The organism is Streptomyces sp. NPDC036984 (assembly GCF_055607665.1).
Window position 1 is genome coordinate 719,898 of record NZ_JBVJRL010000001.1, and the last position, 24,353, is coordinate 744,250.

Consider the following 24,353-nt stretch of genomic DNA (forward strand, 5'->3'; position numbering starts at 1 on the left):
TCGTTAAAAGCCCCTCAGTCCCATTCCAGGCCGCCGCGCCGCCATACGTACGCGTACGCGACGAAGACGGTGAGCACGAAGAGCAGCATCTCCACGAGCCCGAAAATCCCCAGGGCGTCGAAGGTGACGGCCCAGGGGTAGAGGAAGACGATCTCGATGTCGAAGACGATGAAGAGCATCGCCGTCAGGTAGTACTTGATGGGGAAGCGCCCGCCGCCGGCCGGCGTGGGGGTCGGCTCGATACCGCACTCGTAGGCCTCGAGCTTGGCGCGGTTGTACCGCTTCGGACCGATCAGCGTGGCCATGACCACGGAGAAGATCGCAAAGCCTGCCCCGAGGGCTCCCAGTACGAGGATGGGCGCATACGCGTTCACCGCTCCTCGCTCCTCTCAGTCGGCACTGACTGCTGGCGGTTGCATGGGCTCACACGCGCCTCACCGGTCCCACTAGCCCCGCTCGTCCCGGGCGAAGATCGAGAACATGTGAAGCAGGTCACAAGCCCAACTGCCTCGCATCTTATGCCCGCCACTCTGTGATCTGCGACACGGGGTATTCCACAAGCTTTGTGATCTCCACCACCTGACGAAGGATCATGAAGTCGGATGATGGGTGATCTTCACACCCGAAGCGTTCAGTTGGTCACCAGAAGTGACATTCACGCTTGTCATCGCAGGCCGGAGCGGGCGTCTCCATATCAAGAGAGTTCCGCTGCATGCAAATTGGCCCTGGATGCACAGACCTGATAGTGGGCCGCATTCACACATCAGAGGGAGGTGCGGGGTGGATGTGGACGAGGGGCGGGGCGCGTGCACGCGTTCACGAGCTCCGCATCCGCGGGACGCCGTGGTTCGGGTAACCGTTCCGTGACCTCCACCACACTCATGGGTGATCCATGAGAACCGGGCTTGGCCAACGATCCCAACCAATGGTAGGTGGGGGGCAATTCGGACGTAATGATCAAAGACCGTGATCAAGGGCATGATCGCGAGCGTCCGCAATGTCCGTTACGGCGTCAATAAAGAGCGACACGCCCGGGATTCTGAGTCTCGATTGAGCAACTGTGGCGCAGCACACGTTTCTTGAAGATATGAAGGAGCCCCTGGTACCGGTTGTTCCCATGTCCCACACCGCTCACATACGCAGCCACCGGAAGCCCCGCCGCAGCGCGTCGACCCTCGCGATGCGGGCCGGAGTTGCCGGTGGCGTTCTCGGCACCCTGGCAGTCGCCGGGGCGTCCGGCTCGGCGAACGCGGCCGAGCCGGTGACGCAGACCCTCGAACTGCCCACCCTGACGGCCGACCTGGCCGCTCAGGCGGCCCAGTCCGCGGACGCCACCCAGCAGGCCGCCGCGAACTACCAGCTGCAGGCCGAGCGTGACGCGGCTGCCGCAAAGGCCGCGAAGCAGGCCAAGGCGGACCTCGCCGAGGCCAAGAAGAAGGCGGCGGAGGCCAAGAAGAAGGCTGAGGAGGCTGCCCGCAAGGAGGCCGCCGCCCGCGCCTCGCGCAACGCGGAGCGGACCACGCTCTCCACCAAGGCGAGCACCGACACCAGCACCACCTCCACCTCCACCTCCACGAGCACGTCCACGGCCACCGGCTCGGCCGCCGCCGTGGTCAGCTTCGTCAAGGCACAGGTCGGCAAGGCGTACGTCTCCGGCGCCACCGGCCCCTCCGCCTACGACTGCTCCGGCCTGGTGCAGACGGCCTTCAAGCAGGTCGGCATCAGCCTGCCGCGCGTCTCTCAGGACCAGTCGACCGCCGGCACCCAGGTCTCGCTGAGCAACCTTCAGCCGGGCGACATCCTGTACTGGGGCAGCGCGGGCAGCGCGTACCACGTCGCGGTGTACGTCGGCGACGGCATGTTCGTCGGCGCGCAGAACCCCTCCAGCGGCGTCGTGGAGCGCCCGCTGTCGTACGACCCGCCCACCGGAGCCGTGCGGGTGCTCTGAGGCGCCTCCCGCACCTCTCACGCGCGTAGGGCCGCAGCCGCTCGGGGGCAGCGGCCCTTGCGTCATCCCTGAAGCACGCTCAGCGCGCTCCCACACGGGCGCCCGGTGCCTCGTTCAGGCATGCCCGGCGCCTTGGCCCCATGCGTGCCCGGCGCCTGGGCTCCACGCGTACCCAGCACCTGACTGCACGCGCCCTCAGCGCCTTCCCGTGCGGCACGGCGGGGTCGCCCCACCCTCTTTCGCGCCCAACTGCCCCGATAGCGAAGGAATCCGGCATGTCGGACACGTCGTTGATCCAGGGACGTCGTTGATCCAGGGACGTCGCTGATCCAGGGACACCAACCCTCCGGTCGTCGAGGCGCGCGCCGGCTCGCCCACGAGACCGGCCACAGCGGCGGACCGGCGGGACGCGGTGTACGCCCGCCGGGCCGCCGAGGAAGCCGCTCTCAGCGCCCGGTCACGCCCCGGCGCCCGGTCACGCCTTCGGGGCCACCTTGCTCAGGCCGTTGATGATGCGGTCCATCGCGTCGCCGCCGGTGGGATCGGTGAGGTTCGCCAGCAGCTTCAGGGTGAACTTCATCAGCATCGGGTGCGTGAGACCCCGCTGGGCGGCGATCTGCATGACCTTCGGGTTGCCGATGAGCTTCACGAAGGCGCGACCGAGGGTGTAGTAGCCGCCGTAGGTGTCCTTCAGGATGCGCGGGTAGCGCTGGAGGGCGATCTCGCGCTGTGCGGGCGTCGCGCGCGCGTGGGCCTGCACGATGACGTCGGCGGCGATCTGGCCGGACTCCATGGCGTAGGCGATGCCCTCGCCGTTGAAGGGGTTCACCAGGCCGCCGGCGTCGCCGACGAGCAGCAGCCCGCGCGTGTAGTGCGGCTGGCGGTTGAAGGCCATGGGGAGGGCGGCGCCGCGGATGGGGCCGGTCATGTTCTCCGGGGTGTAGCCCCAGTCCTCCGGCATGGAGGCGCACCACGCCTTGAGGACCTCGCGCCAGTCCAGCTCCTTGAAGGAGGCGGAGGTGTTGAGGACACCGAGTCCGACGTTCGACGTGCCGTCGCCCATGCCGAAGATCCAGCCGTAGCCGGGCAGCAGGCGGTCCTGGGCGCCGCGGCGGTCCCACAGTTCCAGCCAGGACTCCAGGTAGTCGTCCTCGTGGCGGGGGCTCTCGAAGTACGTCCGGACGGCGACGCCCATCGGGCGGTCCTCGCGGCGGTGCAGGCCCATCGCGAGGGAGAGGCGGGTGGAGTTGCCGTCGGCGGCGACGACGAGCGGCGCCTGGAAGGTGACCTCGCGCTTCTCCTCGCCGAGCTTGGCGGTGACGCCGGTGATGCGGCCGGTGCGGTCGTCGATGACGGGGCCCGAGACGCTGCAGCGCTCGAAGAGGCGGGCGCCGGCCTTCTGGGCGTTGCGGGCGAGCTGTTCGTCGAAGTCGTCGCGCTTGCGGACCAGGCCGTAGTCGGGGAAGGAGGCGAGATCCGGCCAGTCGAGCTGGAGGCGGACGCCGCCGCCGATGATGCGCAGGCCCTTGTTGCGCAGCCAGCCGGCCTCCTCGGAGATGTCGATCCCCATGGCGACGAGCTGCTTGACCGCGCGCGGGGTGAGCCCGTCGCCGCAGACCTTCTCGCGCGGGAACTCGGTCTTCTCCAGGAGGAGGACGTCGAGGCCGGCCTTGGCGAGGTGGTACGCGGTCGTGGAGCCGGCTGGCCCAGCGCCCACGACGATCACATCGGCGGTGTTGTCGGAGAGGGGCTCGGTCACGGCGGGATCTCCCCAAGGTTCGAAATCTGCGTGCCGACCGGCACTGGACATGGGCAGTCTATTCAGCAGAATTGATCACCCGGCTGAAGGGCTGCCCTGTGAACCGACCTCTCCCCGCGGTACGGCTGCGCGTCCCCACTCACGAGGACGCGGTCGCCTGGCACCGGGTGTTCGCCGACCCGGAGGTCATGGAGTTCCACGGCGGCAGGCCGGCGGAGTTGTCGGTCTACGAGGAACTCACCGCGCGGCAGCGGCTGCATGACGCGGAGCGCGGTTTCTGCCTGTGGACCCTGCTGGACGAGGCCGGCGAGGTCATCGGCTTCACCGGCGCGCAGCCGTGGCGGCCGGACTGGGGTCCGGTCGGCGAGACGGAGATCGGCTGGCGGCTCGGCCGGGCGTACTGGGGCAAGGGATACGTCACCGCGGCGGCGCGGGAGACCCTCAGACGGGTACGGGCGGCCGGGGTGCCGGGTGTGGTGGCGATGGTCCGGCCGGGCGACGAGCGGTCGATCGCGGTGGCCCGGCGGCTCGGCATGGAGCCGGCCGAGTCCTACACGCATCCCAGGCTGAACGAACCGGCGCTCTGCTTCCGACTGGACCTGAGTAACGCTCAGTAGTCGTCTGTCACAGAAAGACACCGGCGGCTTCCGGGTGGGCCGGGCGGGAGTTACCCTGCCAGTACCGCTGGGGGTGACATCTGTGCGTCTGACACCCAAAACACCCGAAGTGCGCGTCCCGCGTCTGGTCGGTCTGATGGCTGGGGACGCGCGCGAAACGGCCCGGTCGCGGGGCCTGTTGCTCAACGCGCCGGACCGTCCGGACTTCCACCTCACCGTCGTCGACTACGTCGTACGCCAGTATCCGCTGCCCGGTGCCGAGGTACCGCGGGACTCGATGGTGTACGTGTGGTTCGACTTCGGGGAGGGCGAGGGCGGCGGCGGTGTGCGGGAGCCGCGCATTCCGGGACCGCCCAGGGGTGGAGCGCAGCGGGAACTTGACCAACCCGGCGACCCGTACGCGGTGGCCGGATTCAGCTCTCCTTGAAGCCCCGGTGCAGCGCCACCACACCACCGGTGAGGTTGCGCCACGCCACCCGCGACCAGCCTGCCCTGCGCAGCCGTTCGGCGAGAGCGGGCTGGTCGGGCCAGGCACGGATGGACTCGGCGAGGTAGACGTACGCGTCCGGATTCGAGGACACCGCGCGCGCGACCGGCGGCAGGGCCCGCATCAGGTACTCGGTGTAGACGGTGCGGAACGGCGCCCAGGTCGGGTGAGAGAACTCGCAGATCACCACGCGCCCGCCGGGCCGGGTGACCCGGTACATCTCCCGCAGGGCCGCGTCCGTGTCCTGGACGTTGCGCAGTCCGAAGGAGATCGTCACCGCGTCGAAGGTGTCGTCCTTGAAGGGCAGCTTCGTGGCGTCGCCCGCCGTGAACGGCAGCCAGGTGTGCTTGCGCTTGCCGACCTGGAGCATCCCCAGGGAGAAGTCGCAGGGGACGACGTACGCGCCGGTCCGCGCGAAGGGCAGCGAGGAGGTGGCCGTGCCGGCGGCGAGATCGAGGACCTTCTGCGCAGGGCGCGCGTCGACCGCCGTCGCCACCTCCTTGCGCCAGCGCCGGTCCTGGCCGAGCGACAGCACGTCGTTGGTCAGGTCGTACCGTTCCGCCACGTCGTCGAACATCGAGGCGACTTCGTGCGGCTGCTTGTTCAGGGAAGCGCGGGTCACCCGCCCATTCTTGCAGCCCGGTCTCACGGCAGGAGCCTCGGCTTCCTGCGTGCCGCGACATCCTCCACCCAGCCGCACAGCAGGACGAAGCCGGCGATCAGCACCCAGCCGACGCCGAACATCAACCACTGGCTGTCCAGCGGCAGGTGCGTCCCGAAGGCCGGCACGTTCCGGCACAGGTCGTTCAACGGGACGGCCGGGATCAGGGCGATCTCGCGCCAGGAGTAGACCGTGACCGCGCGCGCGTTGAAGACCGCGACCGTGCGGTCCAGCCGCCGCAACCGGGTGAGCCACGCGAAGTCGATCCGGAAGTACGCCCCGGCCCACATCAGGAGCATCACGAAGCCGGCCGACCAGAAGGCCTGCGCGAGGGGGGTGTCGTCCACGCTCCCGTGTGAGAGGTTCGCTTCCGTGTGAGAGGTTTCCTCCCATGAGGAGTCGACTGAGCCCCGCTGCCGGGTTCACCTGCGCGTTTGCTCTCGCGGTGACCGGTTGCGCCACGGAAGCCGAGAGCACGCCCCACTCGGCGAGCCGCTCCCCCGCCCACGCCCCTGCCTACACGCCTGCATACGCCCCTTACGTCAGCGCCACCGATGCCGCCGTCACCGACGCCGCCGGCTCCCCGTCGACGTACAACCTCGCCTTCGTGATCTCCGACGGCAGCGGCTGCACCCCGAAATGGGACGGCACCGAGGCGGTCGCCGACTCCGCCGTGACGTCCCGGATCTCCGCGCTGAAGAAGAACGGCGCCACCGTCCGGGTCTCCTTCGGCGGAGCCTCCGGCAAGGAGCTGGCCGCCACCTGTGACAGCGCCCCGGACCTCGCCGCCGCCTATGCCGAGGCGCTGGACGCGGCCGGCTCCAGCGAGGCCGACTTCGACATCGAGGGCGACGAACTGACCGACTCCGCCTCCGTCGCCCTGCGCTCGCGGGCCATAGCCGGATTGCAGAAGGAACGCCCGGGCCTGGAGGTCTCGTTCACCCTGCCGGTGATGCCCTCGGGGCTGGACGCCGACGGGCTCGCGCTGCTGGAGTCCGCGAACACGTACGACGTGCAGGTCGCCACGGTCAATCTCATGACCATGAATTACAGCGAGTCGTACGACGGGGACATGGGGGACTACGCCGTGACGTCCGCGAAGGCCGCGCACGGCCAGCTGAAGAAGGTGTTCGCGTTGTCGGACGCCGGTGCGTGGCGGGGGATGGCGCTCACGTCGATGATCGGGGTCAACGACGTGGACGGTGAGACCTTCACGCTCTCCGACGCCTCGCAGGTACAGAGGTTCGCCGCGGAGAAGGAGATGGCCTGGGTGTCGATGTGGTCCGCGTTCCGGGACCGGCAGTGTACGGACGAGGCCGGGCAGGATGACGCCGCCACCGATTGCAGCGGGGTGAGGCAGAGTTCGGGGGCGTTCGGGGAAGCATTCGCGGGGTGACGGACGCGTGTGAACCGCGGGCCCGTCCGTGGCTGGTCGCGCCCGCACGGCGGAGCCGCACATCAGACACAGCGCCGCACATCAGAAACAGCGCCGCATTCAGGCACAGCCCCGCGCCTCCGACGGGGCGCTCAGCGGCGCCGGAACACCAACCGCCCCGCCACCACCGTCGCCACGCACGTCCCCGCCCCCCGCTCGACCAGTTCCGCCTCGTCTCGCACGTCGAAGACGGCGAAGCAGGCGGGGGAGCCGGGCTCGCGGGCGGGTGGGGTCTCGGGGGGCAGGCCGGAGGCGAGAGGGTCGAGGGAGGGGACTCCGGCGGGACGGCCGAGCCGGCCCACGACGGCGAGGCCGGTGCGCTGCACGGCGTCCCGTACCGCGCGGTTGCGCAGCGGCTCGCAGGCCGCCGCGACCGTGCCGTGGGCGAGCATGCGCTGCACCCCGCGCCGGGCGCTCGCGCCCCAGCGGGCGTCGTCCAGCCGTAGTGCCGAAAGCGCGTCCCCGGTCAGCGGCTCGGTGCCGAGGTCGTCGGCCTCCCGGGGATCCGGGTGGTAGGCCTCCTCCAGCAGCTCGGTGCCGTGGAGGTTGACGAAACCGGGGGCGAGGATGCCGGGCCACTGCCGCACGCGCGCGCGTGGATGCGCGGCGGCCAGCTCCTCCAGGGGACCGACCGCCTCGATCCGCTCGCCCTTGACGACGAAGGCGTGGCCGCGCGAGTCGGCGTGAATCGTCAGCAAGGCAGCCCTAGTTCGACGCGAGCAGCTTCAGCTCGGGGTGGGCGGTGCCGCCCTCGATGGCCGTGGAGGAGATGTGCGAGACCACGCGGTCGTCGACCGGGTCGTTCGCCGGGTCGTCGTGGACGACGAGGTGCTCGTACGTGGTCGAGCGCTGGGCCGGCACCCGCCCGGCCTTCCGGATCAGGTCGATGATCTCCAGGCGGTTGGAGCGGTGCTTGGCGCCGGCCGAGGAGACCACGTTCTCCTCCAGCATGATCGAGCCGAGGTCGTCCGCGCCGTAGTGCAGGGACAGCTGGCCGACCTCCTTGCCGGTGGTGAGCCAGGAGCCCTGGATGTGCTGGACGTTGTCCAGGAAGAGGCGGGCGATCGCGATCATCCGCAGGTACTCGAAGAGGGTCGCCTGGGTGCGGCCCTTCAGGTGGTTGTTCTCGGGCTGGTAGGTGTACGGGATGAAGGCGCGGAAGCCGCCCGTACGGTCCTGTACGTCCCGGATCATCCGCAGGTGCTCGATCCGCTCGGCGTTCGTCTCGCCCGTGCCCATCAGCATGGTGGAGGTGGACTCGACGCCCAGCCTGTGGGCGGTCTCCATGATCTCCAGCCAGCGCTCGCCGCTCTCCTTCAGCGGGGCGATGGCCTTGCGCGGCCGCTCGGGCAGCAACTCGGCACCCGCTCCCGCGAAGGAGTCCAGGCCCGCCTCGTGGATACGGGTGACGGCCTCTTCCACCGACACCCCGCTGATCCGGGCCATGTGCTCGACCTCGGAGGCGCCCAGCGAGTGGATCACCAGCTGCGGGAAGGCGTCCTTGATGGCCTTGAAGTGCTTCTCGTAGTACTCGACGCCGTAGTCCGGGTGGTGGCCACCCTGGAACATGATCTGGGTGCCGCCCAGCTCGACGGTCTCCGCGCAGCGGCGCAGGATGTCGTCGAGGTCGCGGGTCCAGCCCTTCTCCTTGTCCTTGGGGGCCGCGTAGAAGGCGCAGAACTTGCACGCCGTGACGCACACGTTCGTGTAGTTGATGTTCCGCTCGATGATGTACGTGGCGATGTGCTCGGTGCCGGCGTACTTGCGGCGGCGCACGGCGTCGGCGGCGGCGCCCAGGGCGTGCAGGGGCGCGTCACGGTAGAGGTCGAGCGCCTCTTCGGGGGTGATCCGCCCACCGGCGGCGGCTCGGTCGAGGACGGACTGGAGGTCGGCCTTCTCGGTCACCGGCGTCCCTTTCGCAAGGTTCGTAAGGGTTGTGGACGGACCACGCCAGCCTACGCCAGCCGGTTTCGCGTACTGACCTCAGGCCGCGTACGCGCCGATCAGGAGGCCGGTGAGGGCGCCGGCCAAGAGGAACGGGCCGAAGGGGACGGCCGTCTTCCGGCTCGCCCGCCGGGCGAGGACGAGCACGCCGCCGTAGAGCGCGCCGAGCAGGAATCCGGCGAAGGTGCCGAGCAGCACGGTGGGCCAGCCGTACCAGCCGAGTACGGCACCCGCCCCCACGGCCAGTTTCACGTCTCCCAAGCCCATGCCGCCCGGATTGATGCGGTACAGGACGTAGTAGCCGGCGCCGAGGGCGAGGGCGCCGTAGAGCGCGGTCGGCCAGTGGCCGGCGTGTTCAGGGAGCAGGGCGGCGACGCCGAGCAGGGCGAGGGCGGTGGCGGCGAGCGGCAGGGTCAGCGGGTCGGGCAGCCGGTGCACCCGGAAGTCCACGGCGGCGAGCAGCACGCCGACGGGTGCGAGCAGCAGCCAGACCGCCAACTCGGGTCGGGTGCCGGTGGCGGCGGCGAGGACGGCGCAGACGAGCGCGGTGGCGGTGGCGAGGAGGGGAGCGGAGGGGATGTAGGGGGTGTAGGCGTCGTGGGGCGAGGTGGGCGACGGGGATGACGGGTATGACGGGGATGACGGGGACAGGGCGCTCGGCCGAGGGTCCGCGCCGGCGTGCACCCCTTCACGGCCCTCACCGCCCCGGCCGCACTCCCCGCATCTCGCCCCGCCCAGCCACCCCCGGACCGGGTGGCCGCCGGGGCACCGGCTCCGCCAGGGTTCGCCGGACGGGACGGCGAAGCGGTAGGCGGCGCGGGGCAGCAGCGTGCCCGCGAGCGCGCCCCACACCCCGGCGACGAGCGCCAGCACTCCCGTGGTCACCTCGCCCACGATTCCCACTCCCGTCACCCCGGTCCGCCTCCCCGAGTCCCTACCCGGTTCAGACGGCCGGCATCGCGTAGGCGTCCTCGCCGTCGGCCATCAGCAGCCGGTTGCCCCACAGGGCGATCTGCCACTGGTCCCCGGCGGCCTTGTTGTCGGTCCAGCTCCAGCGCTTGCGGCCGGTCCTGGCGTCCAGCGCGATGATGCCGCCGCCGACGGCCTGGGCGCCGCAGTACAGCGTGGTACCGGACTTGAGGAAGACCTCGGGCGCGCCGCGGTCGTTGTCCTCGCAGAGCCAGATCCGCTTGCCGGTGCGGGCGTCGACGGCCCAGATGCCCCGGTCGTGGTCGCCGGCGTAGAGGACGCCGTCGATGACGGTGGGGTTGTAGAAGCCGCGGCGGCCGCTCGGGGACAGGGTCCAGCGGGTGGCGCCGGTCTTCGCGTCGAGCGCGGTCAGCTTCTCGCCGGGCAGGAAGACCAGGCCGTCGGCGATGGTGGGCCGCCAGGTCCAGTCGTCGCCGACCTTCTTCGTCCACAGCTGGGCGCCGGTGGCGGTGTCGCGGACGGTGAGGTTGTACTTGGAGTCGGCGTAGACCAGGTACTTCCCGGAGACGGAGCCCTGGACGTCGTAGTCGTCGGTCCCCCAGTCGCGCTTCTGGATCCACACCGTCTTACGGGTGGCGAGGCTGACGGCGGCGACCGCCGTGCGGTACTCGGTGGCGCTCTTGGACTCGCTGAAGTCGCTCGCCGCGACGTAGACGTACTCGTCGTCGATGGCGACGGTGTCCTCGATGTCGATGTGCTTGCCGAGCCGGCTGCGCCACACCTCCTCGCCGGTGGCCGCGTCGCGGGCGATGAGGACGCCGTCGTACTCGGCGTCGGGCAGGTACAGCCTGCCGTCGCGGTAGAGCAGTTGGGAGCCGGGGACCACGAGGTCCGGCTTGGACCAGCGGGGCTTGCCGGTCTTCACGTCGTACGCCACCAGCGGGTCGCCGCTGATCAGGAGCAGGCCGTCGTGGACGAGCAGCGGTACGGCGGTGCTGGTGCTGTCGTCGCTCAGCGCCCGGTGCCACAGCGGTTGGGGGGCCACTCCGGCGGGCGGGGTGGTGAAGTGCTCGGCGGCGGGCTCGCCGGAAGCGCCGCCCTTGCCTGCGGTGGTGGTGCCGTCGGCCTCGGTGTCCCGGCCCAGCCACCAGGCGGTGCCCCCGCCGACGGCCGCGACGGCGACGGCACCGCCGAGCGCGAGGGAGAGGGCCCGGCGGCGGGTGGGCCCGGAGGAGCCCTCGGGTCCGCCGAGTTGCACCGTGCCGGGCATGGGGGCGGGGGTCCCGCCCGGGGGTGTGCCGTAGCCCGGCGCGGGCTGCGGGGTGCCGCCGGGAGGCGTGCCGTAGCCCGGCGCGGGCTGCGGGGTGCCGCCGGGAGGCGTGCCGTAGCCCGGCGCGGGCTGCGGGGTCCGGCCGGGAGGCGTGCCGTAGCCCGGCGCGGGCTGCGGGGTGCCGCCGGGAGGCGTGCCGTAGCCCGGCGCAGGCGCGGACGGATACCCGTACCCCGCCGCCGCACCACTGTCCGGCACCGCACCTCCCACCGGCGTGCCCCCCGGCACCGCACCGGCCCCCACCGGACCACTGCCCGGCACCGCGCTCCGCGCCGCACCGGCCCCCACCGATCCCGTCGGCCCCGCCGCACCCTCCGGCATCGCCGGTGCCGGGCCGAAGCCCGCCGCAGCCGCGGCCGGTGGCTGACGGTCCGGGGCCTCCAGGTCCAGGATTCCGGCCGCGTGCGTGGCGATCGTCGAGGCGACGGCCGAGGGCAGCCAGTCGCGGAGGAGGCCCTCGACGCCCTGCGGGGCCAGCGCGGCGACGATCTCGCCGGGCGCGGGCCGGTCGGCGGGCTCCTTCAGCAGGCAGGCCCGGACCAGACCGAGGAGCGAGCGCGGTATGCCCGTCAGGTCGGGTTCGCCGTGCACGACCTGGTAGAGCAGCGCCGCGTGCGAGGCGGTCCCGTCGCCGAAGGCGCTGCGCCCCGTGGCCGCGAAGGCGAGGACCGCGCCGAGGGAGAAGACGTCGCCCGCCGGGCCGACGTCCTTGCCCATCGCCTGCTCCGGGGGCATGTAGCCGGGCGAGCCGACCACGACCCCGGTCTGGGTCATCCGCGTGCCGTCCACCGCCCGCGCGATGCCGAAGTCGATGACGCGGGGGCCGTCGGCGGCGAGCAGGACGTTCGAGGGCTTGAGGTCACGGTGGATGAGCCCGGCCGCGTGGATCTCCTGGAGCGCGGCGGCGAGCCCGGCGCCGAGCGCGCGCACGGTGTGCTCGGGCAGCGGGCCGTGCGTGGCGACGACCTCGGTCAGGTCGGGGCCGAGGACGTACGAGGTGGCGAGCCACGGCAGGGGCGCCTCGGGGTCGGCGTCCACGACCGCGGCGGTGTACTGGCCGGAGACCGCCTGGGCGATCTCGGCCTCGTGCCGGAAGCGCTCGCGGAAGCCGGAGTCGGCGGCGAGATCGGGGCGTACGACCTTGACGGCCACGGTCCGGCCGCCGGGCGAACGGGCGAGGTACACCCGGCCCATGCCGCCGGCGCCGAGTCGGCGCAGCATCCGGTAGCTGCCCAACTCCTGTGGATCGTCCGGATGCAGTGTCTCCATGGCGGGTTCGTCCCGTCCTTCCCCGTTGCCCTTGCGTACCGCTGAGCGTGTCCGATGCGTGTGGGCTGGCGTTCGCCAACGCGGACACAGTAGTGACGGCAGGGGCGGGCGGAGCCACGGGGGCGGGGCGGAACGGGTCAGCGAACCCTTGACATTCGCGAAACCGGGTTGCCTTCTTCCGAACTGTCCGACGTGTACCGCAGGTCGTCGCCGACCGGGGTCAACTCGACCTGGTGCGGGGTCGGGTTGCAGCCGGCGTGGTTGTCGGGGGCGCCCGCCGAGGTCGCGAGGATCTGTGTCTTGGTCACCTTCTTGAGGGTGAGGATGTCGGTGCATACGGCGCCGATCTGGTCGGTCTGCCGGAGTCGCCCCAACTCCTCGCCCACGGCGGCCTGATGGACGGTGACGCGGAAGGTGCCCATGGACAGGCTGCCGCCGAGGCCGGTGGCCTGGCCCTCCCAGGTGCCGAGGTAGCGGGCCGGGATCACCCCGGGCCGGCCGCCGCCCGCGCTGGGGCTGCCGGCACCCTCACCGGCGCTGGGGCTGGGACCGCTGGTGGTGGCATCGCTGGGGCTGGGACCGCGGGTGGCGGCGTCGCCGGCGCCGGGGCTGTCGCTGCTCGCGCTCGCCGACGGGGAGTGGGGGGCGCTGCCGCTCGCATCGGTGTGCCCGCCCGCACCGAACCAGGGCCGTGCCAGGGCACCGAGCCCCACGGACACCGCGGCAAGCGCACCGGCGACGGCCAGGACGACCGTGCAGCTCACCCGGCGCCCGCGGCCGCCCTCCGCCGGCGCGGAGGCCGCCGCCATGCTGACGGAGACCCGCCCGGGCGGCGGCACGTCCCGCGGCGCGGGCACGACGGTCGACACCCCCGCGGGAACCCCGTCCACACCGGTCACGGAACCGAACGACCCCTCGGCCCCATCGGTCACGGAACCGAAGGAGCCCCCGGCCCCACCACTCGGCGGACCGAACGGCCCCCCAGCCCCACCACCGGCGGCCGAACCGAACGACCCCCCGGCCGGCGCCTCACCCGTCACCGCACCCCCGTTCATCACAGGCGGCGGCCCGAACTGCCCGCTCCCGGCCCCGGAGTGCGGTTCGGGGACCGGGACCGCCGCCCCCTCCACCGCGACGCTGCTGAAAGCGACCGGTCCGGAGTGGGCCGCCTGCTCCCCCGTGTCCAGGTTGAGGATGCGTACGGCGCTGCGGCTGACCTGTTCCACCACGGTGCCCGGCAGCCAGCCGCCCGCGATCAGGCGGGCGGCGCCTTCGGGGGCGAGACGTCGGCTGACGTCGGCGGGGGCGGGCCGGGCCGTCGGGTCCTTGGCCAGGCAGCCCGCCACGACATCGCGCACGTCACCGGTGAGGGCGCCGAGTTCGGGCTCCTCGTGGACGACCTTGTAGAGCAGCGCGGCGGAGGAGTCGCCGCGGAAGGGCGGCTCACCGGTGGCCGCGTGGGCGAGGACGGCGCCGAGGGAGAAGACGTCGGCGGCACCCGTGACGCCCTTGCCGAGGATCTGCTCGGGTGACATGTAGCCCGGGGAGCCGATCGACACGCCGGTGGAGGTCAGGGAGGCCGTGCCGTCCATGGCCCGGGCGATGCCGAAGTCGATGAGCAACGGCCCGTCCAGAGTCAGCAGCACGTTGGACGGCTTCACGTCCCGGTGCACGAGACCCAGTTCGTGTACGGCCGTGAGCGCCTCGGCGAGGCCCGCGCCCAGGGCCCGTACGGTGTGCGCGGGCAGCGGGCCGCCGTCGGTGACGGCCGCCGCGAGGGACGGGCCGGCCGCGTAGGCGGTGGCGATCCAGGGCACCGGGGCGTCGGGGTCCGCGTCCAGGACGGGGGCGGTCCAGGCGCCACCGACCCGGCGGGCCGCCTCCGCCTCGCGCCGGAAGCGGGCGCGGAACTCCTCGTCCAGTGCGAAGTGCGGGTGCACGATCTTCACGGCGACCGTACGGCCGCCCGCGCTGCGGCCGAGATAGACCCGGCCCATGCCGCCGGAGCCGAGCCGGCCGAGCAGCCGGTAGGGCCCGACGACGGCCGGCTCATCCACTTCCAGCGGCTGCATGGCGCACGCTCCCCCCAACGCCTGATGTGCCAAAGCGTAGTGACCAGGGGCTACGGTCGCAGCAGTTCCACCCTCACGTCGGCCGGGAAGCCGGTCGTCGGGCCGACCCGGCGGGCGAACTCGGCGACGGCCGCCAGCTGCGGGGCGCCGAAGCTGAAGTCGAGAGTGGTGAAGTACTGCTCCAGGGTGGCCTCGTCGAAGACCTCCCAGCGGGCGGCCTGTTCGGCCACCTTGCCGACCTCGTCCAGGGAGACGTTGCGGGAGGCGAGGAACGCCTCGTGGACCCGGCGGGTGATGACCGGCTCGCGTTCCAGGTAGTCGCGGCGGGCCGCCCACACCGCGAAGACGAACGGCAGGCCGGTCCACTCCTTCCAGAGCGCGCCGAGGTCGTGCACCTGGAGGCCGTAGCGGGGGCCGTCGTGGAGGTTGGCACGCAGGGCGGCGTCGCCGATGAGGACGGCGGCATCCGCCTCCTGCATCATCAGGCTGAGGTCGGGCGGGCAGGTGTAGTAGTCCGGCCGGACGCCGAAGCGGTCGGCGAGCAGGAGCTGGGCGAGCCGGACCGAGGTGCGCGAAGTCGAGCCGAGGGCGACCCGGGCGCCGTCCAGCCGGTCGAGGGGCACCTGGGAGACGATCACGCAGGACATCACCGGGCCGTCGCAGCCGACGGCGATGTCCGGGAAGGCGACAAGGTCGTCGGCGTTGCGCAGGAACTCGACGAGCGTGACGGGGCCGATGTCGAGGTCGCCGCGCACGAGCTGCTCGCTGAGCTTCTCCGGGGTGTCCTTGGTCAGCTCGAAGTCGAGGAGCGTGCCGGTTCTCGCGAGCCCCCAGTAGAGGGGCAGGCAGTTCAGGAACTGGATGTGGCCGACGCGCGGCCGGGTGCGAGAATTGTCCACATCGCGAGACTAGACCCCGTGCGCCACGGTGCGGGGACCGGCCCCAGCGCCGAACGGGCTAACGGATGTTCAAACATCCGGGTGAAGTGATCTTGACCTCTATTGCTTTCGGCTGCCCGGATGCTAGGCTTGCCGCAAGTTGCAGTTTGGTTTCCCTTGCAGTACAGAGCCTGCGGAGCATGTAACCGCAGGCTCTCGTCGTTTTCAGACGAATGCAGTTGTGCAGCACCGTTTCGCACGTGCAGGTTCTGGAGCAGGGCAACCCTTTTGAGCCCAGGGAGGGCTTATGGCTACCGGAACCGTGAAGTGGTTCAACGCCGAAAAGGGCTTTGGCTTCATCGCCCAGGAGGGCGGCGGCCCCGACGTCTTCGTCCACTACTCCGCGATCAACGCGCAGGGTTTCCGTTCCCTCGAGGAGAACCAGCAGGTCTCCTTCGACGTGACCCAGGGCCCGAAGGGTCCGCAGGCGGAGAACGTCACCCCCGTCTGATCACTCCCTGATCGCAGAACCTGAGTGCAGTATCCAAGGAGCCCCGCGCCTTCCGGCGACGGGGCTCCTGCCTTTCCCCGTTCATATTCCGTTCACGAACGCTCACACGTGCTGCATGATCAGGACGAACTTGGTCCCGGCCGCGAGCGCCTCGTACGAGTGAGGCACGTCCCCCCGGTACGACATGTAGTCCCCGGGTCGCAGCTCGACGGCCTCCCCGCGTGGCCCGGCTTTCACGGCGCCCTCACTGACCACGATGTGCTCCACCGTCCCCGGGATGTGGGGTTCGGAATCCCGGACGGTCCCGGGCTCCAGCCAGACGTAGTAAAGGTCCCGGCGCGCCCCCGGCGGGCTCGCCGACAGCAGCGAGGCCACGTAGCTGGACCGCTCCGAGCCGACCGCGGGCCCCTCGCCGGCCCGGACGACCTGCACGCTGGGCGCCGGTGACTCCACCAGCGCGCTGAACGGTACGCCGAGCGCCACCGCGAGCGCCCAGATGGTCTCCATGCTCGGGTTCCCGCTCGCCGCCTCCAGCTGGGACAGCGTGGACTTGGCGATTCCGGCGCGTTTGGCCAGCTCGGACAGGGACAGACCGGCGCGGCCGCGCTCCCGCTTCAGGGAGGCGGCGATCCATTCCATCGGGAGCCGGGCGGGGGTGGCCTCGGACATGTCGTTCGCTCCATCGGTACGATCGTTCGCCTTGACGGACAGGGCGCTCACTGTCCATCGTAGAGAACATGCGTTCGCCACACCGAACACCACCCGAGACCGGCAACACCGACCGCTCCCTCCTGCGCGACAGCTCGCTCGTCTGGCTGGCGAGCGGCGTCGTCGGCGTCTCCTTCGGCGCCGTGTCGGTGGCCGGCGGGCTGCCGGTGTGGGTGCCGGTGCTGATGTCGCTGGTGGTGTACGCGGGATCGGCCCAGTTCAGCGCGGTGGGCGTGCTGCTCGCCGGTGGCGGCCCGGTCGCCGCCGTGGCCACCGGGCTGTTGCTGAACACCCGGACGGCGGCCTTCAGTCTGGCCGTGGCCGAAATCATCGGCACCGGCCGCGCGACCCGCTTCCTCGGCGCCCACCTGGTCACGGACGAGACGGTCGCCTTCGCGCTCGCCCAGGCGGATCCGGTACGGCAGCGGCGGGCGTTCTGGATATCCGGGCTCGGCCTGTTCGCCGTGTGGAACGTGGGCGTCCTGGCCGGCGCACTCGCGGGCAGCGCCCTGGGCGACACCGCCCGCTACGGCCTGGACGCCGCCTTCCCGGCCGTCCTGGTCGCCCTGGTCCTGCCCGTCCTCCGCGCGGACGCGGCGGTACGGCGGTGTGCCCTGCTCGGCGCCGCGCTCGCCCTGGCGGTCACGCCCGCCGTCCCGGCCGGGGTCCCGGTCCTGCTCGCCCTCGCGGGTCTGTCCCTGCACCGTCGCCCGAGCCCCCGGGGAGCCGCCGCGTGACCGCCACCCTCGCCGTGATCCTCGCCCTGGCGGTCGGTACGTACGCCTTCCGGCTGGTCGGCCCGGCCCTGCACGGCCGGGTCACGGTCCCGCCCCGCGTCCAGGAGCTGGCCTCGGCGGGCGCCGTGGTGCTCCTGGTCGCCCTGCTGGCCACGGGCGCCCTGACCGAGTCCGGCGGCTTCGCGGGCTGGGCCCGCCCCGCCGGGGTCCTGGCCGGCGCCGCACTGGCCTGGCGCCGGGCGCCGTTCGCCGTGGTGGTCCTGGCCGCGGCCGTGACGACGGCGCTGCTGCGGCTGGCGGGGGCGAGCTAGCGCTTCCTGCCACCGTCCCGGCCCACCAGCTGATTTTCATCTACCTGTTTCTTCGGCCCGGTTCATCGCCGCTTATCATTACTACTACAGCTGCATATAAGCCCTACCGATACGTGAACAAGGCGCTTGTCCGGCTAATCCTTCACCCGATCGCCACGCACCTATCCTCGAATGGCGGCGTTATTCGCAACATGACGAAGCAAACGAGGGGGCGGGCGGTTGAATCTCTCTCAGAGCGGTCCCGTTCGACTGCGCGGCGGCCCATGCGGCTGGGCTCTCACACATACCTGCCCGCACCGAACAGTGCCGGCCTCGGCAAGGGGGCCCTGGCGAAGGGCGGCCTCCTCGTCACACTGGAGGTGTCCGAGGAGATCCTCCAGGAATTCATGGACGCGATGAGCTCCCTGGAGAAACAGATCTCGCAACGCTGGGCGAGTTCGGAAACGTGGTTCTGTGGCTCATCGGCGGAATGAGTAGACCGGTCATGCACCCTGAGTACATGGGATATTACCCGGATCCCCCCGTCGAGTATTCAGGCGGCTACCGGAGTGGCGAGGGGCGTCATCGCGCGCCCACCGAGGACTTCTATCCGCCCCTCATCCCTCCGGACTCGGCCTGGGACCCCGCGGAAGAGCTGGCCTACATGCTGCGGGACGCCATCGAGCAGCAGCCGAGGATCCCGGCCGCGCGCACCGAGGACGAGCCGGCAAGTCCGGGCGGGAAGAGCCATCGTGACGCCCTGGTGGAACTCACGGCGGAGTTGCCCCCGGTGCAGGCTCCTCCTCGGGGTCATCGCAGGGTCCGGACACGTCAGCGCGTGAGCGGTATGCGTGTCGCCAGCTACTTGGCCGCAGCGCTGGTCACCACCATCGCCGCCGCTGTCAGCATTTTCGGTGGCCTGGTCGCTTATGACCCGCTGCGATTCGTGGCAGAATCGCGTATCCACAGCAGCACGGTCGCCTGGTGGCCTGTTCTGGTGTTCGGGCCCTGGCTGGTGGCATCGCTCTCCATTCTCCGGGCATCGTTGCATCAGCGGCGGTCCTTCCATTCCTGGTCCGTACTTCTGATCTTCTCGGCGATTGCCATGGCACTGTGTGTCGCGCAAGCGCCCAGGAATATCGTCGGCATCGCGGCCGGAGCCCTGCCGAGTTTCGCCTCTCTGGTCTGTTTCCAGCAGGTGGTGCGCCAGATCACCCTCACCAGGCCGCCCCGGCGGTCGCTACCCCGGCACCGAATGCAGCCTGCCGAGACGCCCACCGGAGAAACGGTGGACGGGCTGCCACAGGGCGGGGGCCCGGCGGCATTTCGTGATGGGAACGGCAAATGAAAAGTTCTGTCACGGTGCACCTGGCCCTCCCCGACATCGACCGACTCCGGCCCCGCCAGCAGATGGCCATGGAGTGCGCCCTGTGCGCCCGCCCGCTCGGCGTGAACGGGCGGGTGCTGGGTGAGGTGCGTCACCGGGGGCTGCTGTTCCGGCTCTGGGTCTGCGTCCTCGGCTGCCAGGCGGCCACGTCGGCCATCGCGACCACGTGGGACGAGGAAGCCGCACCATGACGCGCGGCTCGTACGTCGAACCCCGCCGTGAGGGAGCACTACCGGGCGGCGTTCCGCCAGACGGTCAGGTCGCCCGTGAGGAAGGCGATGTCCGGCATCGCGGTGGACTTGGTCTGGATCACGTACAGGCCGATGTTGCCCTCGTCGTCCTTCATGCAGAACTCGGTGCCGGCCGCCGCCGCGGCCAGCGTCCAGCTGTGCTGCTTGGCGCTCCGGAGCATGAGTCGGCACTCGTCGAGGGTGGTGCCGTGCGCACCGAACATCTGCATGAACACCACGCTGTCGCTCTTCAGTTCGCAGCCGGCCGTCCGACAGTCGAAGCGGATGTCACCCTTGGTGTTCTTCCGCCGGGGGTCCTTGTCCTTGAGGCTCAGCGAGTTCTTCGCGTCCAGCCACACCTGCGGGAACCCCTCCGGCCGGGGAGCGCGGGACGAGGCCGAGGGTGACTGAGCCGCGCCGGGCACGGCCGCACCGGCCTCCGAGTCCCCGGAGTCCGACGAGCCCTTCGGCGTCGACACCGACGAGGACGCCGACGACCGGGCGGCCGGTTTCGTGGCGGACGTCTGGGAGCCCGCCCGGCCCTGGTCACCGAGCCGGTCCCTGGCGTCCATCACCGACCACACCAGGGCAGCCACCAGCAGCGCACCGCCCGCCACACCGGCGACCGAGATCAGCGCGGCGCGCCGGCGGCGGGCCTTGCGCTCCTCGGGCGTCGGCTGCGGCCACCCGTACTGCGGCTGCGGGTACGCCGGGGTGGGCGCGGGCGGCTGCGGGTTGACCGAGCCGGCCGTGGGCACCGGCGGCTGCGGGTAGGCCGGGGTCGGTTCGGGCACCGGCGCCGGGACCACGACTTCCGGCCCGGCGATCTCCCGCCACACACCCGGTCCCCCGCCCGCGTCGGCGTCCGCGCCCAGCCGCTGCCGGCACCACTCCACGATCTCCGCCGGGGTGGCCCGCTCCACCGGATCGGCGGCCAGGCACCGGGCGAGCAGCGGCCGCAGCGGCTCGGGCAGCAGATCCAGGTCGGGTTCGTTGTGCACGATCCGGTACAGCACGTTCACGGCCGGGCCCTCGCCGTACAGCGGCCTGCCCAGCGCTGCGAACGCGGCGGTCTGGCCGAGCGCGAAGACGTCGGTCGCCGCCGTCACCTCGCCCCCGGCCGCCTGCTCGGGAGCCATGAACGAGGGCGTGCCGATCGTGCCCCCGGTGGCCGTGTACGACGTGCCGTCGGCGGCCAGCGCGATACCGAAGTCGATCACCCGGGGTCCGTCGGTGGCCAGCAGCACGTTCGACGGCTTCAGATCCCGGTGCACGATCCCCTCGGAGTGGATCGCCTGCAGCGCCTCGGCCACCCCCGCCATCAGCCACAGCACCGCCGGCACCGGCAGCGACCCGCGCCGGGACACGGCCTCCGTCAGGGACGGCCCGGGCACGTACAGCGTGGCCAGCCACGGCGGTACGGCGTCCGCGTCGGCGTCGATCAGCTCGGCGGTGTAGGCACCCCGGACCCGCCGGGCCGCGCTGATCTCCCGGCCGAACCGCCGCCGGAAGTCCGGATCGTCCGCCAGCTCCGGCCGCACGACCTTGATCGCCACGGGCCGGCCACCCTGGGTGTGCGACAGATAGACCCGGCCCATGCCACCGGCCCCGAGCCGCGCGGCGAGCCGATAGCCCGCCACCACGGGCGGGTCGCCCGCCTGGAGTGGCTGGAAGACGTCCGTCGCCTGGTCCATCGGCCGATACCCCCCGCTGTGATGCTTTAGCCAAGGGCAGCAGCCTAAATTAGACGTCGTCTCATTGAGCCGGTCGGCAGTCTGGGCGTGCTGATAGGCGCCGGGTTTCTCGGTTCCGGTGCCCTGGCGGGTCAAGCGGCGGCACAGTCCGGACTGGTACTGGAGAACGTCGCCAACCCCGGGTAACGCGCCGGGTGAACGGGCACGTTCCTTCGAAGGCCGACGCCCACCGGGCCCTGGTGGATCGGGAGCTCCATCAGCCGAAAGCCCCAAGGGGCACTGTCAGTGCGGCCCGCTACGGTCCCTCCATGACCGACACCCGCACCTTCTACGACACCATCGCCGAGGACTACGCGGCCCACTTCCGGAACCCGCTCGCCGACAGGCCGCTGGAGCGGGCGCTGCTCGCCGCGTACGCCGAGCAGGTCGGCCCGAGTGGCCAGGTCGCCGACCTCGGCTGTGGGCCGGGCGCGGTCACCGCCCACCTCGCCGGGCTTGGCTTGTCCGTCTACGGCCTCGACCTCTCCGAGTCCATGGTCGCCATCGCCCGCCGCGAATACGCTGCGCTGCGTTTCGAGCAGGGTTCCATGCGGGAGTTGTCCCTGGCCGACGGTTCGCTGGCCGGGGTCGTGTCCTGGTACTCCAGCGTCCACACGCCGGTGGAGGAACTACCCGAGCTGTTCGCGGAGTTCCATCGCGTGCTGGCCCCCGGCGGCCGGCTCCTGCTCGCCTTCCAGGCGGGCGACGTGCCGCTCCGCATCGACCGCCCGTGGGGTCTCCCGGTGGTTCTCGACTTCCACCGGCGCCGCCCCGAGCAGATGGCCCGGCTGCTGTCCGACGCCGGTTTCACCCTCCGCTCCAGCACCGTGCGCGAGTGCGAGGAGGCGCTGGGGGAATCAACCCCGCAGGCGTTCCTTCTCGCCCAGAAGGAAGGCTGACCAGGCGGTCGGGGTGACGGTGAGGTGGGCGGCGGCGGGTTGCTTCGAGTCCCGGATGTGGATGGCGGTGGGGTGGGTGGCGACCTCTACGCATTGGCCGCCCTCGCCGTCGCTGTAGCTGGACTTGCGCCAGCTGTACGCGAGTTCGACGCAATCACCGCCTTCACCGCTGCTATGGCTGGACTTGAACCAAGCCAGGTTCTCGTTGCTCATAGCTCCTCCAGCTTCTTCGCAATCAGAGACCGGGACTCCATGGGGCTGAGTGCCATTGCGCGCATGATCCCATAGCGGTCGGCGATCGTCCGGACCTCCTCCCGGTCAGTGATGAGCCGGGGGAAGCCTTGCGCCTCGGTGTACGCCACCTGCGTCTGCCCCTTGGGCACCAGGAGATTGAACGCGCTGTCCAGGTTCGGGTGTTCCTGCAACCGCATCGGCATCACCTGAATCTCGACGTTCTTCATGCTGCTGACCTCCAGCAGATGGCGCAGCTGGTCGGCGTGGACGCGCGGCCCTCCGATCGGCCGATCGAGCACGACCTCTTCGAGGATGTAACTGACGATAGGCGGGGGCCACCTCTCGAAGACCTGTTGGCGCGAAAGGCGGTCGGCCACTCGCTTCTCGATGGTCTCCTCGCTGAGGAACGGCCGTCGCTTGGCGAACACCACCCGCGCATGCGCCTCGGTCTGCAACAACCCTTGCACGGCATGGTTGGAATAGTGGTGCAGCTCCACAGCCTCCGCCTCCATCGCCGCGTAGCTCCGGTACCACTCGGGGTGCCGAGTCCGCGCCCTGGTCATCGCCTCCTCCACCTGCGGGATGACCTCCGTGAACAGCCCCTCCGCCTTGAGGATCTCGTCCGCCCTCTGCAAGAAGTCCGGCCTCGGCGTACGTACCCCTCGTTCCATCGCCGAGATCTGATCCGGGCCGTAGCCCACCAGGTTGCCGAACTCCCGCTGGTTCAGCCCCGCCTTCTCCCGCAGCAGCTTCAGCTGTTTGCCCAGGACGACGAAGACCGCCGCCGACCCGTTCACCTCCGCCGGTGTCTCCGGCCTCCGGTCTTCCATACGCCACCTCCGACACCCGTACACCGGACGCATCGCACCCGTACGACTACTTAGAGTCGCCGGGTCTCCCCTGGTCAGCGTAGGGAGAAGTCACCACGCTCGGTGATGTGAACGTAGAAATCTCCACCCCCCGAACCGAACTCGTCCAACGGTTGAGTGCCACGCCCCGCGGAGCCCGGCTGGCCCGTCGGCTCACCGGAAGCGCGCTGGCCACCTGGGGATACCCGCAGGACGGCGACCTGAGCCACACCGCCCAGCTGATCGTGGCCGAACTCGCCGCGAACGCCGTCACCCACGGTCGCGTACCCGGGCGGGACTTCGAGCTGCGGCTCGTCCTGCTGCGCGAGCGGGACACCTTGCGGATCGAGGTGAGCGATGCCCGCAGTGACCGGGAACTGCGGTTCCTCGACGGCGGGCTGGAGGACGAGCACGGCAGGGGGCTCGTCATCGTGCAGGTGCTGGCGAAACTGTGGGGCGTCGCGGAGCGGGACGTCGGCAAGACCGTGTGGGTGGAGCTGGGGCTCAGCGCAAAGCGGCGACCGTGTCGGCGAAGGCCCTGGCCGGCGGGCTGAGCGCGTCCCAGCGGCGGACCGCCCAGCCGACGGGGAGGGGGCGCAGGCCCGGCAGTGGGAGCAGGCGCAGCGAGCCGTCGCCGGGGACGGGCAGGCCGGGTACGGCGGGTACGACCGCCCTGCCGGCCCCCAGCTCGGCCAGGAGCAGCGCCGTGTCCCAGTCGGCCACGCTCGGCTCGTAGCCGAAGCGCAGACCCCGCTCGGCGCAGGCCGCTTCGAGGTGGGCGGCGGAGGTGGAGTTCGGGGGCAGCCGGATGATCCGGACGCCGGACAGTTCCTCGGGGTCCAGGTGGGGTCGGTCGGCGAGGGGGTCGTCCGCGTGGACGGCGAGGAGCCAGGGCAGTTCGACGACCGTGCGCTGCTCGATGCCTCTGACCGGCGGGCCGATGGTGATCCAGGCCAGGTCCAGGGTGCCGTCGGCCAGGGCGTCGAAGCTGCCGCGGCCCGAACTGACCGTGCGGAATTCGAGGTTGACCTTGGGGTGGCGGCGGCGGAACGTGACGACCGCGTCGGACATGAAGTGCCGGACGGTGGTCGCGCCGGTGGCCAGGCGGACGTAGCCGCTGTGGCCGTCGAGGAGGTCGCGCAGCTGCCGTACGGCGAGGTCCAGGCCGTGGATGCCCTCGGCCGCGGCGGCCTCCAGTATCCGCCCGGCCTGGGTCGGGACGACTCCGCGCGGCTGGCGTTCCAGCAGGGCCACCCCGGTCTCCCGCTCCAGCCGTTTGACGTGCTGGCTGACCGCGGACTGGGTGCAGCCGAGGTCGCGGGCGACCGAACTCAGGCTGCCCGCGCGGCAGACGGCAACGAAGACACGGAGGTCGTCCAGGGTCACAAGACCCAAGCTAGCACTTGGGGTTGACGAGGAAACCCAAGGATTGACTGGCAACTGGCG

The 24,353-nt window shown here is 71.2% G+C and carries 25 protein-coding genes and 1 pseudogene; 11 read left to right on the forward strand and 15 right to left on the reverse strand.

The annotated features are described in order from the left end of the window. Nucleotides 1-14: 14 nt before the first annotated feature. The gene (locus ACZ7DL_RS03320; protein WP_003992243.1) at nt 15-374 is read right to left on the reverse strand and encodes an NADH-quinone oxidoreductase subunit A; all 360 of its coding nucleotides are present in this window, start codon (nt 372-374) and stop codon (nt 15-17) included. A gap of 743 nt (nt 375-1,117) precedes the next feature. Between ACZ7DL_RS03320 and ACZ7DL_RS03325 the strand changes: the two genes are divergently transcribed. Then, on the forward strand, nt 1,118-1,948 hold the full coding sequence (locus tag ACZ7DL_RS03325) for a C40 family peptidase (protein ID WP_470771010.1): 831 nt from the start codon (nt 1,118-1,120) through the stop codon (nt 1,946-1,948). Nucleotides 1,949-2,423: 475 nt separating this feature from the next. On the opposite strand, the gene ACZ7DL_RS03330 is transcribed toward ACZ7DL_RS03325, so the two are convergent. Beyond that, nucleotides 2,424-3,758, reverse strand: a complete 1,335-nt coding sequence (locus ACZ7DL_RS03330; protein ID WP_470771011.1) for a geranylgeranyl reductase family protein — start codon at nt 3,756-3,758, stop codon at nt 2,424-2,426. A 47-nt stretch (nt 3,759-3,805) separates the two neighbouring features. Here ACZ7DL_RS03330 and ACZ7DL_RS03335 point away from each other — a divergent pair, with 47 nt between their 5' ends. Together ACZ7DL_RS03335 and ACZ7DL_RS03340 are read left to right on the forward strand one after the other, a co-directional pair. After that, nucleotides 3,806-4,324, forward strand: a complete 519-nt coding sequence (locus ACZ7DL_RS03335; protein ID WP_470771013.1) for a GNAT family N-acetyltransferase — start codon at nt 3,806-3,808, stop codon at nt 4,322-4,324. Nucleotides 4,325-4,433: 109 nt separating this feature from the next. Beyond that, nucleotides 4,434-4,751, forward strand: coding sequence for a PASTA domain-containing protein (locus tag ACZ7DL_RS03340; protein WP_470771014.1), 318 nt, complete (start codon nt 4,434-4,436; stop codon nt 4,749-4,751). Here the strand turns inward: ACZ7DL_RS03340 and ACZ7DL_RS03345 are convergent. Further along, nucleotides 4,738-5,433 carry a demethylmenaquinone methyltransferase gene (locus ACZ7DL_RS03345; protein ID WP_470771015.1) on the reverse strand — a complete coding sequence of 232 codons (696 nt, stop codon included), beginning with the start codon at nt 5,431-5,433 and terminating at the stop codon, nt 4,738-4,740. The genes ACZ7DL_RS03340 and ACZ7DL_RS03345 overlap by 14 nt on opposite strands. A 23-nt stretch (nt 5,434-5,456) precedes the next feature. Next, a pseudogene (locus ACZ7DL_RS03350) lies at nt 5,457-5,816 on the reverse strand (acyltransferase family protein); the annotation flags it as partial. A 47-nt stretch (nt 5,817-5,863) separates the two neighbouring features. On the opposite strand from ACZ7DL_RS03350, the gene ACZ7DL_RS03355 reads away from it, so the two are divergent. Next, the gene (locus ACZ7DL_RS03355) at nt 5,864-6,868 is read left to right on the forward strand and encodes a chitinase (protein WP_470771017.1); all 1,005 of its coding nucleotides are present in this window, start codon (nt 5,864-5,866) and stop codon (nt 6,866-6,868) included. Nucleotides 6,869-6,999: 131 nt separating this feature from the next. Here the strand turns inward: ACZ7DL_RS03355 and ACZ7DL_RS03360 are convergent, their stop codons facing one another. The 6 genes from ACZ7DL_RS03360 to ACZ7DL_RS03385 form a co-directional block, all read right to left on the reverse strand. Next, nucleotides 7,000-7,605 (reverse strand): amidohydrolase family protein, encoded by a 606-nt coding sequence (locus ACZ7DL_RS03360; protein ID WP_470771019.1) that lies wholly within the window; start codon nt 7,603-7,605, stop codon nt 7,000-7,002. Between the two features lie 7 nt (nt 7,606-7,612). Next, on the reverse strand, nt 7,613-8,812 hold the full coding sequence (mqnC, locus tag ACZ7DL_RS03365) for a cyclic dehypoxanthinyl futalosine synthase (protein ID WP_470771020.1): 1,200 nt from the start codon (nt 8,810-8,812) through the stop codon (nt 7,613-7,615). A gap of 78 nt (nt 8,813-8,890) precedes the next feature. Further along, entirely contained in the window at nt 8,891-9,736 is an 846-nt protein-coding gene (locus tag ACZ7DL_RS03370; protein ID WP_470771203.1) for a prepilin peptidase, read from the reverse strand. 58 nt (nt 9,737-9,794) lie between these two features. Beyond that, nucleotides 9,795-12,380, reverse strand: a complete 2,586-nt coding sequence (locus ACZ7DL_RS03375; RefSeq protein WP_470771021.1) for a protein kinase domain-containing protein — start codon at nt 12,378-12,380, stop codon at nt 9,795-9,797. Between the two features lie 137 nt (nt 12,381-12,517). Next, on the reverse strand, nt 12,518-14,452 hold the full coding sequence (locus tag ACZ7DL_RS03380) for a serine/threonine-protein kinase (RefSeq protein ID WP_470771023.1): 1,935 nt from the start codon (nt 14,450-14,452) through the stop codon (nt 12,518-12,520). 50 nt (nt 14,453-14,502) lie between these two features. Beyond that, nucleotides 14,503-15,351 (reverse strand): menaquinone biosynthetic enzyme MqnA/MqnD family protein, encoded by an 849-nt coding sequence (locus tag ACZ7DL_RS03385; RefSeq protein WP_470771024.1) that lies wholly within the window; start codon nt 15,349-15,351, stop codon nt 14,503-14,505. A 286-nt stretch (nt 15,352-15,637) separates the two neighbouring features. Between ACZ7DL_RS03385 and ACZ7DL_RS03390 the strand changes: the two genes are divergently transcribed. Next, entirely contained in the window at nt 15,638-15,841 is a 204-nt protein-coding gene (locus ACZ7DL_RS03390) for a cold-shock protein (RefSeq protein ID WP_003974443.1), read from the forward strand. 102 nt (nt 15,842-15,943) lie between these two features. Here the strand turns inward: ACZ7DL_RS03390 and ACZ7DL_RS03395 are convergent, their stop codons facing one another. Next, a complete protein-coding gene (locus ACZ7DL_RS03395) occupies nt 15,944-16,510 on the reverse strand; it encodes a helix-turn-helix domain-containing protein (RefSeq protein WP_470771026.1) in 567 nt (188 codons plus the stop codon). Nucleotides 16,511-16,578: 68 nt separating this feature from the next. Between ACZ7DL_RS03395 and ACZ7DL_RS03400 the strand changes: the two genes are divergently transcribed. From ACZ7DL_RS03400 to ACZ7DL_RS03415, 4 genes are all read left to right on the forward strand, one after another. Continuing rightward, nucleotides 16,579-17,286: an AzlC family ABC transporter permease gene (locus ACZ7DL_RS03400; RefSeq protein ID WP_470771028.1), complete on the forward strand. Its 708-nt coding sequence runs from the start codon at nt 16,579-16,581 to the stop codon at nt 17,284-17,286. Then, complete coding sequence (locus ACZ7DL_RS03405) at nt 17,283-17,597, forward strand: AzlD domain-containing protein (protein ID WP_470771030.1); 315 nt, start codon at nt 17,283-17,285, stop codon at nt 17,595-17,597. The genes ACZ7DL_RS03400 and ACZ7DL_RS03405 overlap by 4 nt, the downstream gene beginning before the upstream one ends. Before the next feature lie 484 nt (nt 17,598-18,081). Continuing rightward, nucleotides 18,082-18,924 carry a DUF2637 domain-containing protein gene (locus ACZ7DL_RS03410; protein WP_470771032.1) on the forward strand — a complete coding sequence of 281 codons (843 nt, stop codon included), beginning with the start codon at nt 18,082-18,084 and terminating at the stop codon, nt 18,922-18,924. Next, nucleotides 18,921-19,154 carry a hypothetical protein gene (locus ACZ7DL_RS03415; RefSeq protein ID WP_470771033.1) on the forward strand — a complete coding sequence of 78 codons (234 nt, stop codon included), beginning with the start codon at nt 18,921-18,923 and terminating at the stop codon, nt 19,152-19,154. Before ACZ7DL_RS03410 ends, ACZ7DL_RS03415 begins: the two co-directional genes overlap by 4 nt. 38 nt (nt 19,155-19,192) lie before the next feature. Here the strand turns inward: ACZ7DL_RS03415 and ACZ7DL_RS03420 are convergent, their stop codons facing one another. Next, a complete protein-coding gene (locus ACZ7DL_RS03420; RefSeq protein ID WP_470771035.1) occupies nt 19,193-20,887 on the reverse strand; it encodes a serine/threonine-protein kinase in 1,695 nt (564 codons plus the stop codon). 308 nt (nt 20,888-21,195) lie between these two features. Here ACZ7DL_RS03420 and ACZ7DL_RS03425 point away from each other — a divergent pair, with 308 nt between their 5' ends. Then, nucleotides 21,196-21,825, forward strand: coding sequence for a class I SAM-dependent methyltransferase (locus tag ACZ7DL_RS03425; protein WP_470771037.1), 630 nt, complete (start codon nt 21,196-21,198; stop codon nt 21,823-21,825). Here the strand turns inward: ACZ7DL_RS03425 and ACZ7DL_RS03430 are convergent. Together ACZ7DL_RS03430 and ACZ7DL_RS03435 are read right to left on the reverse strand one after the other, a co-directional pair. Beyond that, nucleotides 21,784-22,038, reverse strand: a complete 255-nt coding sequence (locus tag ACZ7DL_RS03430; RefSeq protein ID WP_470771038.1) for a DUF397 domain-containing protein — start codon at nt 22,036-22,038, stop codon at nt 21,784-21,786. The genes ACZ7DL_RS03425 and ACZ7DL_RS03430 overlap by 42 nt on opposite strands. Then, nucleotides 22,035-22,889, reverse strand: coding sequence for a helix-turn-helix domain-containing protein (locus ACZ7DL_RS03435; RefSeq protein ID WP_470771040.1), 855 nt, complete (start codon nt 22,887-22,889; stop codon nt 22,035-22,037). The genes ACZ7DL_RS03430 and ACZ7DL_RS03435 overlap by 4 nt, the downstream gene beginning before the upstream one ends. 107 nt (nt 22,890-22,996) lie before the next feature. On the opposite strand from ACZ7DL_RS03435, the gene ACZ7DL_RS03440 reads away from it, so the two are divergent. After that, nucleotides 22,997-23,461, forward strand: coding sequence for an ATP-binding protein (locus ACZ7DL_RS03440; protein WP_470771042.1), 465 nt, complete (start codon nt 22,997-22,999; stop codon nt 23,459-23,461). On the opposite strand, the gene ACZ7DL_RS03445 is transcribed toward ACZ7DL_RS03440, so the two are convergent. Next, on the reverse strand, nt 23,412-24,293 hold the full coding sequence (locus ACZ7DL_RS03445; protein WP_470771044.1) for a LysR family transcriptional regulator: 882 nt from the start codon (nt 24,291-24,293) through the stop codon (nt 23,412-23,414). The two genes, ACZ7DL_RS03440 and ACZ7DL_RS03445, sit on opposite strands and share 50 nt — an antisense overlap. Between the last annotated feature and the right edge of the window lie 60 nt (nt 24,294-24,353).

What these genes read in the sequence shown, in the direction of transcription:
- ACZ7DL_RS03325 (WP_470771010.1), top strand. Translation starts at nt 1,118, where the DNA reads ATGTCCCACACCGCTCACATACGCAGCCACCGGAAGCCCCGCCGCAGC.
- ACZ7DL_RS03355 (WP_470771017.1), top strand. Translation starts at nt 5,864, where the DNA reads ATGAGGAGTCGACTGAGCCCCGCTGCCGGGTTCACCTGCGCGTTTGCT.
- ACZ7DL_RS03400 (WP_470771028.1), top strand. Translation starts at nt 16,579, where the DNA reads ATGCGTTCGCCACACCGAACACCACCCGAGACCGGCAACACCGACCGC.
- ACZ7DL_RS03420 (WP_470771035.1), bottom strand. Translation starts at nt 20,887, where the DNA reads ATGGACCAGGCGACGGACGTCTTCCAGCCACTCCAGGCGGGCGACCCG.
- ACZ7DL_RS03425 (WP_470771037.1), top strand. Translation starts at nt 21,196, where the DNA reads ATGACCGACACCCGCACCTTCTACGACACCATCGCCGAGGACTACGCG.
- ACZ7DL_RS03410 (WP_470771032.1), top strand. Translation starts at nt 18,082, where the DNA reads ATGCACCCTGAGTACATGGGATATTACCCGGATCCCCCCGTCGAGTAT.
- ACZ7DL_RS03435 (WP_470771040.1), bottom strand. Translation starts at nt 22,889, where the DNA reads ATGGAAGACCGGAGGCCGGAGACACCGGCGGAGGTGAACGGGTCGGCG.
- ACZ7DL_RS03390 (WP_003974443.1), top strand. Translation starts at nt 15,638, where the DNA reads ATGGCTACCGGAACCGTGAAGTGGTTCAACGCCGAAAAGGGCTTTGGC.
- ACZ7DL_RS03430 (WP_470771038.1), bottom strand. Translation starts at nt 22,038, where the DNA reads ATGAGCAACGAGAACCTGGCTTGGTTCAAGTCCAGCCATAGCAGCGGT.
- ACZ7DL_RS03375 (WP_470771021.1), bottom strand. Translation starts at nt 12,380, where the DNA reads ATGGAGACACTGCATCCGGACGATCCACAGGAGTTGGGCAGCTACCGG.
- ACZ7DL_RS03395 (WP_470771026.1), bottom strand. Translation starts at nt 16,510, where the DNA reads ATGTCCGAGGCCACCCCCGCCCGGCTCCCGATGGAATGGATCGCCGCC.
- ACZ7DL_RS03380 (WP_470771023.1), bottom strand. Translation starts at nt 14,452, where the DNA reads ATGCAGCCGCTGGAAGTGGATGAGCCGGCCGTCGTCGGGCCCTACCGG.
- ACZ7DL_RS03415 (WP_470771033.1), top strand. Translation starts at nt 18,921, where the DNA reads ATGAAAAGTTCTGTCACGGTGCACCTGGCCCTCCCCGACATCGACCGA.
- ACZ7DL_RS03330 (WP_470771011.1), bottom strand. Translation starts at nt 3,758, where the DNA reads ATGTCCAGTGCCGGTCGGCACGCAGATTTCGAACCTTGGGGAGATCCC.